18 protein-coding genes and 1 pseudogene are annotated in these 14,452 nt (G+C 64.0%); 8 read left to right on the forward strand and 11 right to left on the reverse strand.

The window, feature by feature from the left end; translation table 11 throughout:
* A pseudogene (locus tag K6M89_RS05610) lies at positions 1-103 on the forward strand (IS110 family transposase); the annotation flags it as partial.
* Positions 104-219: 116 nt separating this feature from the next.
* On the opposite strand, the gene K6M89_RS05615 reads toward K6M89_RS05610, so the two are convergent.
* Positions 220-2,232 (reverse strand): methyl-accepting chemotaxis protein, encoded by a 2,013-nt coding sequence (locus tag K6M89_RS05615; protein ID WP_222138720.1) that lies wholly within the window; start codon positions 2,230-2,232, stop codon positions 220-222.
* Between the two features lie 319 nt (positions 2,233-2,551).
* Between K6M89_RS05615 and K6M89_RS05620 the strand changes: the two genes are divergently transcribed.
* Positions 2,552-3,427 (forward strand): transporter substrate-binding domain-containing protein, encoded by an 876-nt coding sequence (locus K6M89_RS05620; RefSeq protein WP_097582590.1) that lies wholly within the window; start codon positions 2,552-2,554, stop codon positions 3,425-3,427.
* Between the two features lie 27 nt (positions 3,428-3,454).
* Here the strand turns inward: K6M89_RS05620 and K6M89_RS05625 are convergent, their stop codons facing one another.
* The 5 genes from K6M89_RS05625 to K6M89_RS05645 form a co-directional block, all read right to left on the reverse strand.
* Entirely contained in the window at positions 3,455-3,868 is a 414-nt protein-coding gene (locus tag K6M89_RS05625; protein WP_097582376.1) for a tellurite resistance TerB family protein, read from the reverse strand.
* Between the two features lie 88 nt (positions 3,869-3,956).
* The gene (locus tag K6M89_RS05630) at positions 3,957-4,673 is read right to left on the reverse strand and encodes a thermonuclease family protein (RefSeq protein WP_097582378.1); all 717 of its coding nucleotides are present in this window, start codon (positions 4,671-4,673) and stop codon (positions 3,957-3,959) included.
* Between the two features lie 11 nt (positions 4,674-4,684).
* Positions 4,685-5,356, reverse strand: a complete 672-nt coding sequence (locus K6M89_RS05635; RefSeq protein WP_222138721.1) for a S24 family peptidase — start codon at positions 5,354-5,356, stop codon at positions 4,685-4,687.
* A 125-nt stretch (positions 5,357-5,481) separates the two neighbouring features.
* Entirely contained in the window at positions 5,482-6,129 is a 648-nt protein-coding gene (locus tag K6M89_RS05640; protein WP_097582382.1) for a response regulator, read from the reverse strand.
* Between the two features lie 90 nt (positions 6,130-6,219).
* The gene (locus K6M89_RS05645) at positions 6,220-6,618 is read right to left on the reverse strand and encodes a hypothetical protein (RefSeq protein WP_222138722.1); all 399 of its coding nucleotides are present in this window, start codon (positions 6,616-6,618) and stop codon (positions 6,220-6,222) included.
* 117 nt (positions 6,619-6,735) lie between these two features.
* On the opposite strand from K6M89_RS05645, the gene K6M89_RS05650 reads away from it, so the two are divergent.
* Together K6M89_RS05650 and K6M89_RS05655 are read left to right on the forward strand one after the other, a co-directional pair.
* Positions 6,736-7,089: a DUF952 domain-containing protein gene (locus tag K6M89_RS05650; protein WP_222138723.1), complete on the forward strand. Its 354-nt coding sequence runs from the start codon at positions 6,736-6,738 to the stop codon at positions 7,087-7,089.
* Positions 7,086-8,174 (forward strand): quinone-dependent dihydroorotate dehydrogenase, encoded by a 1,089-nt coding sequence (locus K6M89_RS05655; RefSeq protein WP_222138724.1) that lies wholly within the window; start codon positions 7,086-7,088, stop codon positions 8,172-8,174. Before K6M89_RS05650 ends, K6M89_RS05655 begins: the two co-directional genes overlap by 4 nt.
* Here K6M89_RS05655 and K6M89_RS05660 read toward each other — a convergent pair.
* Genes K6M89_RS05660 through K6M89_RS05670 form a run of 3 tightly spaced genes read right to left on the reverse strand, consistent with a single transcriptional unit; the run spans position 8,150 to position 10,290 of the window.
* Positions 8,150-9,496 carry an MATE family efflux transporter gene (locus K6M89_RS05660; RefSeq protein ID WP_222138725.1) on the reverse strand — a complete coding sequence of 449 codons (1,347 nt, stop codon included), beginning with the start codon at positions 9,494-9,496 and terminating at the stop codon, positions 8,150-8,152. The two genes, K6M89_RS05655 and K6M89_RS05660, sit on opposite strands and share 25 nt — an antisense overlap.
* A 28-nt stretch (positions 9,497-9,524) precedes the next feature.
* Positions 9,525-10,022, reverse strand: a complete 498-nt coding sequence (locus tag K6M89_RS05665) for a CAP domain-containing protein (RefSeq protein ID WP_222138726.1) — start codon at positions 10,020-10,022, stop codon at positions 9,525-9,527.
* A 1-nt stretch (position 10,023) separates the two neighbouring features.
* Positions 10,024-10,290 carry a DUF6460 domain-containing protein gene (locus K6M89_RS05670; protein ID WP_004675818.1) on the reverse strand — a complete coding sequence of 89 codons (267 nt, stop codon included), beginning with the start codon at positions 10,288-10,290 and terminating at the stop codon, positions 10,024-10,026.
* Between the two features lie 175 nt (positions 10,291-10,465).
* Here K6M89_RS05670 and K6M89_RS05675 point away from each other — a divergent pair, with 175 nt between their 5' ends.
* The 3 genes from K6M89_RS05675 to K6M89_RS31475 all read left to right on the forward strand — a co-directional run bounded on the left by K6M89_RS05675 (position 10,466) and on the right by K6M89_RS31475 (position 12,509).
* Positions 10,466-11,398, forward strand: coding sequence for a class I SAM-dependent DNA methyltransferase (locus K6M89_RS05675; protein ID WP_222139024.1), 933 nt, complete (start codon positions 10,466-10,468; stop codon positions 11,396-11,398).
* Positions 11,399-11,607: 209 nt separating this feature from the next.
* Complete coding sequence (locus K6M89_RS05680; RefSeq protein WP_222138727.1) at positions 11,608-12,243, forward strand: YitT family protein; 636 nt, start codon at positions 11,608-11,610, stop codon at positions 12,241-12,243.
* A gap of 131 nt (positions 12,244-12,374) precedes the next feature.
* Positions 12,375-12,509, forward strand: a complete 135-nt coding sequence (locus K6M89_RS31475) for a hypothetical protein (protein ID WP_281428470.1) — start codon at positions 12,375-12,377, stop codon at positions 12,507-12,509.
* A gap of 202 nt (positions 12,510-12,711) precedes the next feature.
* On the opposite strand, the gene K6M89_RS05685 is transcribed toward K6M89_RS31475, so the two are convergent.
* Positions 12,712-13,173, reverse strand: a complete 462-nt coding sequence (locus tag K6M89_RS05685; RefSeq protein ID WP_222138728.1) for a carboxymuconolactone decarboxylase family protein — start codon at positions 13,171-13,173, stop codon at positions 12,712-12,714.
* 21 nt (positions 13,174-13,194) lie between these two features.
* Positions 13,195-13,695: an RrF2 family transcriptional regulator gene (locus K6M89_RS05690; protein ID WP_222138729.1), complete on the reverse strand. Its 501-nt coding sequence runs from the start codon at positions 13,693-13,695 to the stop codon at positions 13,195-13,197.
* Between the two features lie 116 nt (positions 13,696-13,811).
* Here K6M89_RS05690 and K6M89_RS05695 point away from each other — a divergent pair, with 116 nt between their 5' ends.
* A complete protein-coding gene (locus K6M89_RS05695; RefSeq protein WP_222138730.1) occupies positions 13,812-14,444 on the forward strand; it encodes a YitT family protein in 633 nt (210 codons plus the stop codon).
* Positions 14,445-14,452: the final 8 nt, after the last annotated feature.

The raw sequence follows: 14,452 nt of genomic DNA on the forward strand, positions 1-14,452 counted from the left end.
GGCCGGCAAGCCCAAGATCGTCGCAACCGTCGCCACCATGCGCAAGCTGCTCACTATCCTCAATGCCATCATCAGGGACGGACGACCATGGCAAAACGCTTGACAAAAAAGACAGTCGCTCTCCCCGAGGGGGGAAGAGACTTGTGGCCCACCGCTCGCAAGCAAGGCCTCCTCGAGGGTGAGGGGCAAATCACAAGGCGCGAACCGGACAGCCGTGCTTCAAAACTCCGTCCAGTCGGCCTCCTGGCTCTTTGACGGCGTGCTGTTGCCGCCGCCGAAGGCGTTGGCGAGCGTCTGGCCGAGGGCGCGGGCCGGCGAGGCGGTCGGGCGGGCAGTGCCTTCCCGGGCGACGCGGATCGCGGGAGCCTTGGCCACCGGACGTGCGGCAGCGCGCGGGGCTGCGGCCGGCGGCCGTACCGATGCGATCGGTGCGGCGGCGGCGAAGCTGCCGGTGCCCGTCAGCCGGAACTGGCCGAGCAGATTGTTGAGTGCCGTCGCCTCCGTGGCGAGGCTGTGGCTGGCGGCGGTCGACTGCTCGACCATCGCCGCATTCTGCTGCGTGCCCTGATCCATGGTGTTGACGGCGGTGTTGATCTCCTGCAACCCGATGGACTGCTCGCGCGAGGCTTCGGCAATCGCGTGGACGTGCTGGTTGATTTCCTGCACTTCGGTGACGATCGCATCGAGCGCCTTGCCGGTCTCGCCGACCAGCGACACACCGGTCTGGACATGCGTGCCTGATGTGGTGATCAGGTCCTTGATTTCCTTGGCCGCCTTGGCGGAGCGCTGCGCGAGCTCGCGCACTTCCTGCGCCACCACCGCAAAACCCTTGCCGGCTTCGCCGGCGCGCGCGGCTTCGACGCCGGCATTCAAGGCCAGCAGATTGGTTTGGAAGGCGATATCGTCGATGACGCCGATGATGTTGCCGATCTCGACCGAGGACTGTTCGATCTGCTGCATCGCGGAGACGGCCTTGCGGACGATCTCGCCGGATTTTTCGGCGCCGAGGCGGGTGCGGGTGACGAGCTGGCTCGCCTCTTCGGCACGTTTGGCGGCGTCGCGCACCGTCGTGGTGATCTCTTCCAGTGCCGCTGCGGTTTCTTCGACCGAGGCCGACTGCTGTTCCGTCCGCCGGGAAAGCTCGTCGGCGGAAGACCGGATCTCGTTGGCGCCGGCGCCGATTGCCCGCGCATTGGCGCCGACCGCCTGCAGGGTCTCGTTGAGCTTTTCGACCGAATGGTTGAAATCCTGGCGCAGCGCGTCGAGATGGGCGACGAAGGGCTCGTCGATATGCGAGGCGAGATCGCCGGCGGCAAGGCGGCGCAGGCCGTCGCCGAGGGCTGCGACGGCGCGTTCGAGTTCGGACGCTTCGCGCGCCTTCTGCGCCTCGCGTTCGCGGCGCTCGCCGTCGCTGACGCTGCGCTCTGTCTCGGCGCGAGCCTCGATCTGACGGCGCTCGATGGCGTTGTCGCGGAAGATCGATACGGCTTGCGCCATCTGGCCCACTTCGTCGCTGCGATCGAGACCGCCGATCTCGCTGTCGGTATCGCCCTCGGCAAGCCGTGTCATGCGCAGCCGCAGCTGCGTCATCGGGCCTGAAATGCCGGACTCCGCCACAATAATGCCGACGCCGATCGCGGCGAGAACGGCAATGCCGATCAGGATGAGACAGAAAGTGATCCGGCCGTTGACCGAAGCCGAGAGCGCGTCGCCGCCGTCGTTGAGCAGCGCCATCATCGCATCATCGTTGGCAATCATCTTCGGTGCCAGCGCATCGAGCTTGGCGTTGATCAGGGCGACATTTGCCTGCGCGCCGGCGCTGTCCTTGGCTTTGCTCTGTTGGGTGATCTTGCCGGCCAGGGCTTCGATTTCATCTATGCCCGCCTGGATCTCGTCGATCGCCTGTTTGCGGCCGGGGACCAGGGCCAGCGCCGCCTTCATCCGGTCACGGGCCTGCGGCAGCTTGCTCGGTGTGGCGAGCGCCGTCTGGAAGGCCGGCGTATCCGGCTTCAGCTCGGCCAGCAGGCTGACCTGCAGCACCGAGGCCACCACCGAAGCGCTGGCGCGTGCGCTCTGCATCGAGGCCAGCGCCTCATGATCGATGAAGGCGCTGTAGGCGGCGTCCGCACGGCGAAACTCGGCGATGACATAGGTGAGCCCAGCCATCGTGATCAACCCCAGGAGCGCCACGACCGATATGATTTTCGTGCGGATTTTCAGATGCTTCAACATGGGAAATGTTACCCGATTGGCCGGCGTGCTGCACCGGCGCTTCGAAATCAATTGTTACAAACAGAGCGCTGACGCGTGCCTCATGCGATCGGCCGGCGGGGTCCGATGACGTCGCCATAAATAAAGGCGCTATTCTTTAATTCCGCCCTAACGCGGTTGTGGAGAATGCCCATAATTTTGAGGGACGAGCTTAGCGCCGGAAACCAGGAGAGCCTGATCCTGAGGTGCCCCGCAGTTCCGGCGTCGGATCCACACATATTCCCCGCCAGCCATGACTCTGATAGATCAACGTTTCGCGCTGAACCGAGACCGGATGACAATGATGCAATCCAAACTGGCCTCCCTCACCCAGAAGGCTTTTCTCGCGTTCGGACTATTTCTCGCGGCGCTCGTTTCAAGCCTTGCCGCCTCCGCCCAGCAGGCAGCGCCCTCGCTGCCGCTGCTCTTCGATGCGCGAGAGCGTTTGGCGAGACCCGATCTCTCCTCGCTGGTGCGCCTGCGCTTCCTGACGTCGGTCGATTTTCCGCCCTTCAATTTCACCGATCAGAACGGCAAGCTTTCCGGCTTCAACGTCGATCTCGCCCGCGAAATCTGCAGCGAGCTGGAAATATCCGACAAGTGCCAGATCCAGGCGATTCCTTTCGCCGATCTCAAGGATGCGCTTGCCGCCTCGCAGGGCGATGCCGTCATCGCCGGCCTTGCGGTGACCCCCGAGCTGCGCCGGCAGTTCGTCTTCTCCCGGCCCTATCTGATGCTGCCGGCGCGCTTCGTGCGCAATCTCGCAGCACCGGTCGACGGCAAGACGGCCGCCGCCCTTGCCGGCCGGCCGGTCGGTGTCGTCAAGGGCACGGTGCACGAGGCGATGCTGGCCGCATTTTTCCCGGCGCTGAAGGCCCAGACCTTCGACACCAAGGACGCTCTGCTTGCGGCGCTGAAGGAGCGTAAAGTCGACGCCGCCTTCGCCGATGCGCTGCAGCTTTCCTTCTGGGTCTCTTCGCCGGCCTCGGAGAAATGCTGCGCGCTGTTCGACGGTCCCTATCTGTCCGAACATTTCCTCGGCGAGGGCATGACGATCATGCTGCGGCAGAAGGACAGCGTGCTGACGTCAGCCATCGATCACGCGCTTGCCACGCTGTCGCGCAACGGCCGTCTGCAGGAAATCTATCTGCGTTATTTTCCCTACGGGCTCTACTGACAGGCGGTCGCCTGAAGAGTTTCAGGCTTATCCGTTGCGGAAGCGGGCAATGGCGCTGCGTTCGATCGCCGCGCAGGTCAGCTTGTCGAGGCCGAGACGGTCGCGCAACAGGCTGAGCAGCCGCAATTCCTCGGCCTTGACCGAAAGGTCGGCGGAAGCCACTTCGACGGCGAGCGCATAGGCCGTGTCGTAGAGTTTTGTTGGCAGCGTGTCGCGCACGGTTTCGAGAACGACGTCGAGGCCCTCGGGCCCTGCCAGCAGCGAGGCGCAGTCGCGCGCAATCGAAATCAACCTCTCGTCATCGAAATCCTTGAAAACCGGCAGGAATCCGATGAGTTGGCCGATCCTCGTCATCTCCCTGTCGTTCATCGTGCTGTCGACGGCGGATGCCATCACCATCACGTAGATCAGGGCATCATGGGCGGAAAGCGGCTTGTTCATCTCTGATTCCTTTTTCGGTGAGCGGAGATTAGGAATTGGCGGCCGGCTTTACAAGGGATCGGCAGCATCGCGCCGCCGCGGACATCCGTCATTTGCGGCGCGGGTCGCCGCCGTAAATGCCTTTCCGCGCCTGCTTCGCCTTCTCGGCGACGGCGTCGAGCGGCGAGCTCGCCTCGGCTTCGGCCCAGCCGTTTTCGGCCAGCCATGTGCCGAGATCCTGCGTGCCGAGCCGGCAGGCGGCGGTCGCCATCCCCTTCCATTCCGCCATGTCGAGGTCGCAGGTAAGGCTGCGGTTGCGCAAGAGCTGGCGCAGGGCCGTCTTCGCCATCATGCCGCAGGGCCATTGCCGGCCTGCCGGCCCGCATATCCTGTCGGCCGGTGTCGGGATGATGCCAGCAAGCTGAAGCCGGCGCTCGCCAAAGGAAAGCACGCCGGCATTTTCGGCCACCGGCCGCGTCAGCTCGATCGGCTTCTTCGCGGCCGGCCCCGCCGCTTGCCCGCCGGGCGGTTCAGATGGGCGCGCCGGATCGGCCGGCGTGGCCGCCGTGCGTTCTGTCGGGGCGGGGGAGGGAGCGGCCGGTTGCGCCGCGCGCGCAATGATTTCGGCATCTGCGTCCGATATCGGCGCCGACCGGCCTGCCGTCTTCTCGGGTGCGATTTCCGCCGCCGCGCTCGCTTCTGGCGCCTCTGCGGTGGTCGTATCCTCGCCGACCGTTCCGCTGCGCAGCCTTGCTTCTCCGGCCATCAGCAGGCCGGCTACGACCGCCATTCCTGCGAGACCAGTGAAGACGGCGGCGGGGCGCATGGAATATCTTCCTATTGGCTGGCCCAGATGATGCGGGCAATCCACTCGACGTCGGACAGATCGAGCGTGCGGTTCGGATGTTCGGGATTGAGCGACATCAGCTCGATTGACCGCGGGCTCTGGCGCAGCAGCACCTTGGCCATCACCTCGCCCTCGCGCGTGCGCACGACGACCCGGTCATTGCGGCGCACCTGCGCGCCGGGTTCGACGATCAGCACGTCACCGTCGCGATAGAGCGGCATCATGCTCTCGCCCTGTACCTCCAGTGCGTAGACGCCCGATTTCTGCGACGCCGCAGCCGGAAATTCGACCACGTCCCAGCCTTGCCCGGCCGGAAAGCCGCCGTCGTCGAAAAAGCCGCCGGCGCCGGCCTGCGCGAAGCCGAGCAGAGGAATGGCGCCGCCGTGCGGCAGCTTGGCGCGCTCGCCAGGCAATTCTGCGGAAGAATCGGCGCCCGGCCGCATGAAGGCGAGAAACTGCTCCATGCTCGCCCCTGTCGCATCGAGCACCTTGGCGATCGATTCGGTCGAGGGCCAGCGCAGCCGCCCGTCGGCCGAAAGCCGTTTCGATTTGTTGAAGGAGGTTGGATCGAGCCCGGCGCGGCGCGCAAGACCGGATGGCGTCAGGTCATGCCGTTCGGCAAGCCTGTCGATCGCCTCCCAGATCTGCTCGTGTGACAGCATATGCGCCCGATTCCGTGCAGCCTCTCCAAGGCCGCGCTTCAGCCGGCCGGAAGTGTAACCGAGCGTGCGGCGCGCGTAAAGGCAAGGGAGGAATAAAATCCTTTTATCGGCGGTTTCGTCCGCCCTTAGGCGACCATCGCCATGTTGATCTTGCCGAGCTGGATGACGGCCTGCGTGCGGCTGTCGACATCGAGTTTCAAGAGGATCGCCGAGACATGCGCCTTGATCGTCGCCTCGGAGACGCCGAGTTCGTAGGCGATCTGCTTGTTCAGCAGGCCTTCGGCGAGCATGGTCAGCACCCGGCTTTGCTGCGGCGTCAGCGTATGCAGGCGGTGGATCAGGTCGGCAACGTCGGGGTCCTGCTCCTGGCCGTCGCGATAGCTTTCGGGTGTGGCGATATCGCCGGCAAGCACCGTCTGGATGCTGCGGCGAATGTCTTCGATACCGGAGGATTTCGAAATGAAGCCGGAGGCGCCGAGTTCCAGCGCCCGGCGGATCGTCGTTGCGTCGTCGGTCGCCGAGACGATGATGATCGGCAGGCTGGCGAATTCGGCGCGCAAGGCCATCAGGCCGGAAAAGCCGCTGACGCCGGGCATGGCGAGGTCGAGCAGCATCAGATCGGCGTCCGGATGGGCGCCGGCTGCGGTCCGCGCGGCGGCGAAATCGCCGGCTTCGAGGATCGACTGGCGGCCTTCCATGCCGATGACGGCCTGGCGCAACGCATCGCGGAAAAGCGGATGGTCGTCGGCAATGATGATGGTCTGTTCCTGCATCGAAAACTCCCTCCCAAGAGCCCGATCATGCTGCATGCGACGCCGTCCCCACTGCGCTCCATGCATGGCTGCTGAAATGACTATATCAGATCAGGTCTTCTGCGGAAGGGCATTGGCCTTTTCCTCGGCCTGGAACTCCTTCACCATCCCCATGAAACTCTTCATCATCTTCTCCATGATGCTGATCGAGCGGTCGATCTCGGCGTCGCTCGGCAGCGCCCGCTGGACGAGGCCTTCCTGCTCCAGCTTGGTCACCCGCTCCGCAAGCCGGTCGAGTTCGTCCTCGTAGGCCGCCCGCTCGTCGGCGGCCATGCGGCAGACGAGAGCGCCGTCCTTGTCCTGGCAGATCGACATGGCGCCGGACTGGCGGTCGAGCCGGACGAAATGATCGCCGCTTTTTTCCAGCTGGAACCGGCCCGCATCGGCCTCGGCCGCGACAGCTGCCAGCGGCAGGAGTACAGCGCCAAGTGTGAGAACCAAAATCTTCATCGTCTCATCCTCCGGATTTGCCTGTGCGGGTCCTGTTTTTAGGCGCCGGGGCGTGGACATTGCCGCCTCTTTCCGGCAAAGCGCTGGTGATCGAGGACCAGCAATCGCGAGGCCATGATGACCCTGACACCGACCCTTTACAAGATCGTGACGGAACCGCTCTGGCAACAAGCCAGACAAAGCGGTGTTTTTCATGGCACCGGCATCGATCTCAAGGACGGCTTCATCCATTTTTCGACGGCTGACCAGGTCAAGCAGACCGCTGCCCTGCATTTTGCCGGCCAGTCCGGCCTGATGCTGGTTGCCGTCGATGGCAGCGGCCTCGGTGACAAGCTGATCTTCGAACCGTCGCGCGGCGGCGATCTGTTCCCGCATCTCTATGCCGATCTGCCGCTTGCGGCCGTGCTCTGGGAGGTGCCATTGCCGCTCGATGAGACCGGCGTCCATATTTTCCCGGAGCTGCAGCCATGATCGATCCCTTCAAGCGTCTCGCCCGCAAGGGTCTCTTCCTGTTCGATCCGGAAACGGCGCACGGCATGTCGATCGCGGCTTTGAAATCCGGCCTCGTGCCCGCCTGCCAGATCACTCCCGATCCGCGCCTTCGCCAGACCGTCGCCGGCCTCACCTTCGAAAACCCGCTCGGCATGGCGGCGGGCTACGACAAGAATGCCGAGGTGCCGGAGGCGCTGCTGAGGCTCGGCTTCGGCTTTACCGAGATCGGCACGGTGACGCCGAAGCCGCAATCCGGCAATCCGCGTCCGCGCATCTTCCGCCTGGTCGAGGATGAAGCCGTCATCAATCGCCTCGGTTTCAACAATGAAGGCCATGAGGCTGCTTTCGATCGGCTCTCGGCGCTGACGGGCAAAGGCATTGTCGGCGTCAATATCGGCGCCAACAAGGACAGCGAGGACCGCATCACCGATTATGTCGCCGGCATCCGCTGCTTCTATTCCGTCGCGCGCTATTTCACCGCCAACATCTCCTCACCGAATACGCCCGGCCTGCGCGACCTGCAGGCGCGCGAAAGCCTTGCGGCGCTACTGTCGGCCGTCCTGGCGGCGCGCGATGAGATGGCTGAGAGATCCGGCCGCAAGATCCCGGTCTTTCTGAAGATCGCCCCCGATCTGACCGAGGAGGGCATGGACGATATCGCCGCCGAGGCGCTTGCGCATCCGCTGGACGGGCTGATCGTCTCCAACACCACGCTGTCGCGCGAGGGCCTGAAAGATCAGCGCCAGGCGAAGGAGATGGGCGGCCTCTCCGGCGTGCCGCTGTTCGAAAAGTCGACCGCCGTGCTTGCCAGGATGCGCAAGCGCGTCGGCGCCGCGCTGCCGATCATCGGCGTCGGCGGCGTCTCCTCGGCCGAGACCGCGCTGGAGAAGATCAGGGCGGGTGCCGATCTCGTCCAGCTCTATTCCTGCATGGTCTATGAAGGCCCCGGTCTGCCGGGTGATATCGTCCGCGGTCTCTCGGCGCTGCTCGACCGCGAAAAGGCCGGCTCGATCCGCGAGCTGCGCGACAGTAGGCTCGATTACTGGGCGGCGCGGAAGGTCTGATCGGCCCGCGGCCCGACGAGCATCGCCAGGAAAAAGCCGCGGAACAGCAGGAAGGCGTTCATCGCCAGCCAAAGACCGTGATTACCGAAGAGCGGCACGAAGACGGCGAGCATGAAGAGGTAGCCGGCAAAGGACAGCAGCATCCGGTTGCGCATGTCGGCCGACCAGGTCGCGCCGATGAAAACTCCGTCCATCAGGAAGGCGAGCGCGCCGGTGAGCCCGGTCACCGCCGCCCAGGGCAGATAGGTCGCTGCCGCCTGCCGTACCTCGGGCGAGGTCGTCAGCACCGAGATCAGCCAGGGCCCGGCGAGCCAGAAGAAGGCGGAGACGATCGCCGCCAGACCGAAGGACCAGAGGACCGTAAGCTTTAGCCCGCGGTCGAAGGCCGGCCGGTAGTGCGCACCGATCGCCCGGCCGGTGATCTGCTCGGCGGCATTGGCAAGCCCGTCGAGATAATAGCCCGACAGCAGGAAGAAATTCATCAGCACGGCATTGGCGGCAAGGGTCACCGCGCCGAAACCGGTGCCGATCCGCGTCATGATCGCAAAGGCGCCGATCAGCACGAAGGTGCGGATCAGGATGTCGCGGTTGAGCGCGAAAAGCTCGGCCAGCCGGCGCCGGGAAAAGACCTCGGACCATGCCGGCCGCTCTGATTTGGCAAAGCCGCCGAGCACGATGAACAGCCCGGCGAGCGCGCCGGCCACCTCGCCGGCCAACGTTCCCCAGGCGACGCCGGCCACGCCCCAGCCGAGCGACAGGCCGAGATAGATCGACAGCAGGATATTGATGCCGTTGATCAGCGCCTGCAGCAGCAGCCCGACACCGCCCTGTCCGCGCCCGAGCACGAAGCCGAGGATGGCGTAATTGGCGAGTGCGGCCGGCGCTGCCAGGATGCGAATCGAGAAATAGGTGGCGGTCGCCTCGGCGATCGCGCCTTCCGCGCCCATCAACCGCAATCCCGCCGCTTTCAGCAGCGGCGAAAGACAGAGCAGCGCCAGCCCGCAGCCGAGCGCCGAGATCAGCGCCCTCGAGAAGACCGCCTGCTGTTCGTGCCAGTCTCGCCGGCCATAGGCCTGCGCCGTCAGGCCCGTCGTCGATGCCCGCAGGAAATTGAAACTGCCCAGGATGAGATCGAAGAGCATTGCACCGATCGCCAGCCCCGCCAGCGCTTCCGGATCACCCATATGGCCGACGACGGCCGTGCTCGTCAGCCCGAGCATCGGCGTCGTCAGGAAGCCGAGCGTCATCGGAATGGCGATCGAGAGCACCAGCCGATGCGTGACCTCGAAAGCAAGGGAATGACTGCTGCTGCGCGTATCCATGCCTGCCCCATGTCGAGGCCGAATCGCCTCAGCTTGACAGCACCATCGCCCAATAGGGCAGGTTCCTGGAAGATGAATTGTGAGCGACGGCGACGCCGAGGCCGCCATAGCGCCCCAGCATGTTTTCCAGATGATGCGGCGAGTTGATCCAGGCGGTCACCACGGCATCGACGCTCTGCTGGCCGGAAGCGATGTTCTCCGCCGCCGGCAGCTGCACGCCGCTCGCCTTGACGCGGGCGCCGAAGCTGTCGGTCATGCCGATCAGATGCGCCATCTTGCCGGCGCTTGCCATGCGTTTGGCCTGGAAGAGGGCGGCCGTCTGCGCCGCCGGGTCGGGGCTAAGCGCCGGCAGGCCGTTTTTGGCCCGCAGCTGGTTGACGAGCGGCAATACGCTTACCGTCTCGTCCTCGCCGTTGGACGGGGTGCCGGCAAGGCGCGGCGTGGTGGTGCAGCCGGCGATGCCGGCGGCGAACGCGAGTCCGGAAAGACGCAGCAGGCCGCGGCGCGAAAGGTCGATGGAGGTCATGTTACCGGTGATAGCTGAAAAGGCGAAGGATGAGGAAAAGCGGAATGACGATCGTCGCCCCGAGGAGGAGATAGTCGCCGACGCGCCCGAGCGCTGAAAAACCCCGATGCCAGATTTCCAGGATGAAGTCGCGGAAGCCATAGATGATGTTCCACGGCGTCAGGCCGAAGACCGTCATGACAAAACCGACGATCAGCGACACGACGATGAGTTTAATCAATGTGCGGCCGAGCGAATCGCCGAGAAACCTGTTCACCTGATCGGACATGCACCATCTCCTGTTTGCCCTTGGAATAAGGTCGCGGTGCGCCGCCCGCAAGCCCTTTCCGGGATTGGCCGCTTCGCCTGTGAAATAGGACTTGAGTTTTTTTGTGGCCGCCGCCAGATGCGGGCCAGTGCAAGACCGTGCAGCGCAACGACATGCCCAAAATAAAGAGCCGATGATGCAGCCCCACCAGCTTTCCTCAGGCGATGTCATCGCCGACCGCCGCGCCGACTATGCCCGGATGCTCGAAGAGGGCGGCGAGCCGGAGGCGGCCGCCGAGCTGATGGAACAGGCGCTCGAACTCGCACCGGCCTGGGCGGCCGGCTGGTATCGCCTCGCCACCTATCGCGAAAAGGCGGGCAGGGCGGAAGCCGCGATCGAAGCCTATCGCAGCACGCTTGCCCTCGATCCCGAAGATATTTTCGGTTCGGCCCTCAAGCTCGCCCTTCTCGGCGACGGCGCCACACCCGACCGGCCGCCGAGCCGCTATGTCGAGCGCCTGTTCGACGATTATGCCGAGCGTTTCGAGACCTCGCTCGTCGAAAAACTCGATTACACTGTCCCGCAGAAGCTCGCAGCCCTCGTTTCTGCCACCGGCAGGCATTACGCCTGCGCCGTCGATCTCGGCTGCGGCACCGGCCTGCTCGGCCCCGAAATCCATGGCCGCGTCGGCCGCCTCGAAGGTTTCGACCTCTCGCAGAACATGCTGGCCAAGGCGGCCGAGAAGGAGGTCTACGATCACCTCGCCCAGGCCGACCTGTCGCTTGCGCCCGATCTTTCCGGCCTCTTTGCCGATGGGCCGCGCGGCCGCGCCGACCTGGTGACGGCAGCCGACGTGCTGATGTATCTCGGCAATCTCGAAAGCGTCTTTGCCATCATCGACGATCTTGCCGCCGGCGGCGCCGATCTCGCCTTTTCCGTCGAGGATGCGGGGGATAGTGACGGCTTCCATCTCGCGCCGTCGCTGCGTTACGCCCATTCGGAAGCCTATGTGAGCATATTGCTTGCCCGTCACGGCTTCGAAATCCTCGAAATCGCCAAGACCGTCATTCGCAAAGATGGCGGCAAACCGGTTGCCGGCATTCTGTTCCTTACGCGCAAGCCGGCCTGAGCGAATGTTTCTTGCGATTTTTTAATAGGACAGCATTGCTTACCTATTTCGCTTGATCGGACGCCGGAAAGCCTGATATTGCAAGGGTATCCCAAGAGCGCGCGGCGATCAGACGCCGAGCGCTCGGCTCATTTCACAATCAAAAATCCACCGCGTCCGGATTTCTCCGGATGTGCTCACGAACACGTCTGCTGTTGGAGACTGGCGACATGACGCAGCTCATCAATGCCCTCGGCGTCTGGAATACGAGCGCGACGCGTCACTCGCCGATCGAAGACGTGCAGGGCATCTTCTCAGGCAGTCTTGTCGCAGCGCTCGGCCTTTACGTGCTTGCCAGCGCCGGCCTTCTCACCGGCAGTACGGCCGGCGTCGCCTTCCTTCTGCATTACGCTTTCGGCGTCAATTTCGGCCTCGCCTTCTTCTTGCTCAACCTGCCGTTCTTCTATCTCTCGTGGAAGCGTCTCGGCGTGGCCTTTACGGTCAAGACCTTCATCGCCATCGGCCTGACCTCGGTGATGTCAGATCTGCAGTCGCGTCTCTTTTCCATTTCGAGCATCCATCCGGCCTGGGCGGCTCTTCTCGGCGGCCTGCTGCTCGGCTTCGGCGCGCTGGCGCTTTATCGCCACCGCGCCAGCCTCGGCGGCGTCGGCATTCTCGGGGTCTATCTCCAGGAGCGTTTCGGCATCCGCGCCGGCCTCGTCCAGCTTGGCATCGACTTGTGCGTTCTGGCCGCCGCCTTCTTCGTCACCACGCCGCCGGTGGTCTTCTATTCCGTCCTCGGCGCCCTCGTCCTCAACCTCTTCGTCGCCATCAACCATCGCGCCGACCGCTATATTGCGCTCTGACATTACAAATCCGTAACCCAGTCTGAACAAAACGTAACTTGCCTGCGACCGGTCCCGGCGCGACATTTCTCCCCGCGCCGGATTTGATGAGGTGAGTTATGTCAGATTTGGAAAAACTTGTGAGACGCCGCATGCAGGAAGAATACGCTAAGGGCGCTTCCGCAGAGGAAATCGCGAAAGTGGTTCGCGATCTGCTCAACAGCATCGACCTCTCGGGCGATGGGTTTGACGCCGTTGCGGTGCGTGCCACGACCGGTCGCGAGTAACGGATATTCAACCGACCCGAGATTTTCGGGTCGGTTGTCAGGATGCCATCATTCGCCACGCCGACACCCCAGCCCTCCATCCGGCTGCCGCCGCCTCTGCATGGGCCGCCACATGTCTCAGCCCCGGCAATGGTGCCAGTAGGGGAGAGGAGATGCGACCCGCCCCTTGTCCTGGTGGATGCCGCGTCCACCAGCATTGGCCTCAAGCCGCCTTTGTCACCGCATCGAGCGGATGCTGCGAGCGGAAGCCGACGGCCAGCCGGTTCCAGACATTGATCGCGCCGATCGTCACGGTGATCTTCGTCATCTCCTCCTCGGAGAAATGCGCCTTCAATGTCTCGTAGTCGGCATCCGGCGCGCCGGTTTTGGCGATATTGGTGACGGCGTCGACCCAGCCGAGCAGGGCGCGTTCGCGCGTGTCATAGACCGGCGATTCCCGCCAGACGCACATCAGATTGATCCATTGCTCGCTGAGCCCGTCGTGGCGGGCCTCCTTCACATGCATGTCGACGCAATAGGCGCAGCCGTTGATCTGCGAGGCGCGCAGCTTGATCAGGTGGATGAAGCGGCGCTCCAGGCCGGAGGTCTGGATATATTGTTCGAGCGCGGCGACGGCCTTGTAGGCATCGGGGGCGGCTTTGGCGAAGTTGAAACGCGGTTGCATGTCTTTCTCCTTTGATAGGGCTCAGCGAGCCGTCTTGCGTTCGTGGATTTCGAGGAAAGCGCAGCCTCTAGCTGCGATCGATCCGTCGTCGAGGGCATTCAATTCGATGCCGAGATCGGCAATGCTGGTCTTGGCGAGTTCGGCCCGGTAGACCCGTTCGGCCCGCAGCATCGCCGCGCTGATGGTGCAGGGCTTGGCGAAGAAGCGGTCGGAAACCGGGCTCGGGCCGCGCTGGCGGATTTCGGCGCAGCGGAAAGCCGGCGCCGGCCCCTCGACGGCGAGCAGGATATCGAGCAGCGAGATCTCTTCCGGCGCCTTCGCCAGTCTATAGCCACCCCGCGGGCCCGGCACGGTATCGAGAATGCCAGCGCCCGACAGCGCCTGCAGATGCTTCAACAGATAGCTCGTCGACACGCCGTGGAATTCTGCCAAGGCCGCGGCCGAAAGCACGCCGCCTTCGGAGAGGCCGGAAAGCATCGCAACGCTGTGAATGGCCTGCTCGACGCCGTCGCTCATCTTCATTGAAACAATCTCCTGATCGTGGATAAAAAATATCCATGATTATCCCGGCTGTCAACTGCGACTGCTTGCCTTTCTCCTTGCGCCGGATAGAAGGAGAGAAACCGCAGGGGACCATCATGGCATCCAATGCCTTCGCAGGCCTTCTGAATTCCAGCGCCGACCGTCACTCACTTTTCGACGACGCGCAGGGCATCGTCGCCGGCAGCATGCTCGCGGTGCTCGGCGTCACGCTGCTTTCCGGTGCCGGACTGCTTGCCGGTGGCACCGCGGGCCTCGCCTTCCTTGCCCATTATGCGACCGGAATAAGCTTCGGCCTCTGCTTCTTTGCTGTGAACCTGCCCTTCTATTATCTTGCCTTCCGCCGCATGGGCCCTGCCTTCACCATCAAGACCTTCGTTGCGATCGGCCTGACCTCGATCCTTTCCGAATTCGCGCCCGCCTTCGTCGGCGTGGCGCATGTCCATCCGGTCGCCGGGGCGCTCTTCGGAGGCCTCGTCATCGCTGCCGGCATGCTGGCGCTCTTCCGCCATCGCGCCAGTCTCGGCGGCATCGGCATCCTTGCCCTCTACATCCAGGATCGTCTCGGCTGGCGCGCCGGCCTCGTCCAGCTCGGCTTCGACGGCATCTTGCTGGCACTCTCCTTCCTGGTCGCCAGCCCCTTCATCATCGCCTGTTCGGTGCTCGGTGCGGTCGTGCTCAATCTCACCCTCGCCGTCAATCATCGCAAGGACCGCTATATCGCCATGTGAGCGATCGG

Source organism: Rhizobium croatiense (genome assembly GCF_019793465.1).
GTDB classification, from domain to species: Bacteria; Pseudomonadota; Alphaproteobacteria; order Rhizobiales; family Rhizobiaceae; genus Rhizobium; species Rhizobium croatiense.

Bases quoted from the DNA above. Each gene is read 5' to 3' on its own strand.
- K6M89_RS05620 (WP_097582590.1), top strand. From the start codon at position 2,552: ATGATGCAATCCAAACTGGCCTCCCTCACCCAGAAGGCTTTTCTCGCG.
- K6M89_RS05655 (WP_222138724.1), top strand. From the start codon at position 7,086: ATGATCGATCCCTTCAAGCGTCTCGCCCGCAAGGGTCTCTTCCTGTTC.
- K6M89_RS05685 (WP_222138728.1), bottom strand. From the start codon at position 13,173: ATGCAACCGCGTTTCAACTTCGCCAAAGCCGCCCCCGATGCCTACAAG.
- K6M89_RS05635 (WP_222138721.1), bottom strand. From the start codon at position 5,356: ATGCTGTCACACGAGCAGATCTGGGAGGCGATCGACAGGCTTGCCGAA.
- K6M89_RS05625 (WP_097582376.1), bottom strand. From the start codon at position 3,868: ATGAACAAGCCGCTTTCCGCCCATGATGCCCTGATCTACGTGATGGTG.
- K6M89_RS05695 (WP_222138730.1), top strand. From the start codon at position 13,812: ATGGCATCCAATGCCTTCGCAGGCCTTCTGAATTCCAGCGCCGACCGT.
- K6M89_RS05660 (WP_222138725.1), bottom strand. From the start codon at position 9,496: ATGGATACGCGCAGCAGCAGTCATTCCCTTGCTTTCGAGGTCACGCAT.
- K6M89_RS05615 (WP_222138720.1), bottom strand. From the start codon at position 2,232: ATGTTGAAGCATCTGAAAATCCGCACGAAAATCATATCGGTCGTGGCG.
- K6M89_RS05670 (WP_004675818.1), bottom strand. From the start codon at position 10,290: ATGTCCGATCAGGTGAACAGGTTTCTCGGCGATTCGCTCGGCCGCACA.
- K6M89_RS05675 (WP_222139024.1), top strand. From the start codon at position 10,466: ATGCAGCCCCACCAGCTTTCCTCAGGCGATGTCATCGCCGACCGCCGC.
- K6M89_RS05680 (WP_222138727.1), top strand. From the start codon at position 11,608: ATGACGCAGCTCATCAATGCCCTCGGCGTCTGGAATACGAGCGCGACG.
- K6M89_RS05640 (WP_097582382.1), bottom strand. From the start codon at position 6,129: ATGCAGGAACAGACCATCATCATTGCCGACGACCATCCGCTTTTCCGC.
- K6M89_RS05630 (WP_097582378.1), bottom strand. From the start codon at position 4,673: ATGCGCCCCGCCGCCGTCTTCACTGGTCTCGCAGGAATGGCGGTCGTA.
- K6M89_RS05645 (WP_222138722.1), bottom strand. From the start codon at position 6,618: ATGAAGATTTTGGTTCTCACACTTGGCGCTGTACTCCTGCCGCTGGCA.
- K6M89_RS31475 (WP_281428470.1), top strand. From the start codon at position 12,375: ATGCAGGAAGAATACGCTAAGGGCGCTTCCGCAGAGGAAATCGCGAAA.
- K6M89_RS05650 (WP_222138723.1), top strand. From the start codon at position 6,736: ATGACCCTGACACCGACCCTTTACAAGATCGTGACGGAACCGCTCTGG.
- K6M89_RS05690 (WP_222138729.1), bottom strand. From the start codon at position 13,695: ATGAAGATGAGCGACGGCGTCGAGCAGGCCATTCACAGCGTTGCGATG.
- K6M89_RS05665 (WP_222138726.1), bottom strand. From the start codon at position 10,022: ATGACCTCCATCGACCTTTCGCGCCGCGGCCTGCTGCGTCTTTCCGGA.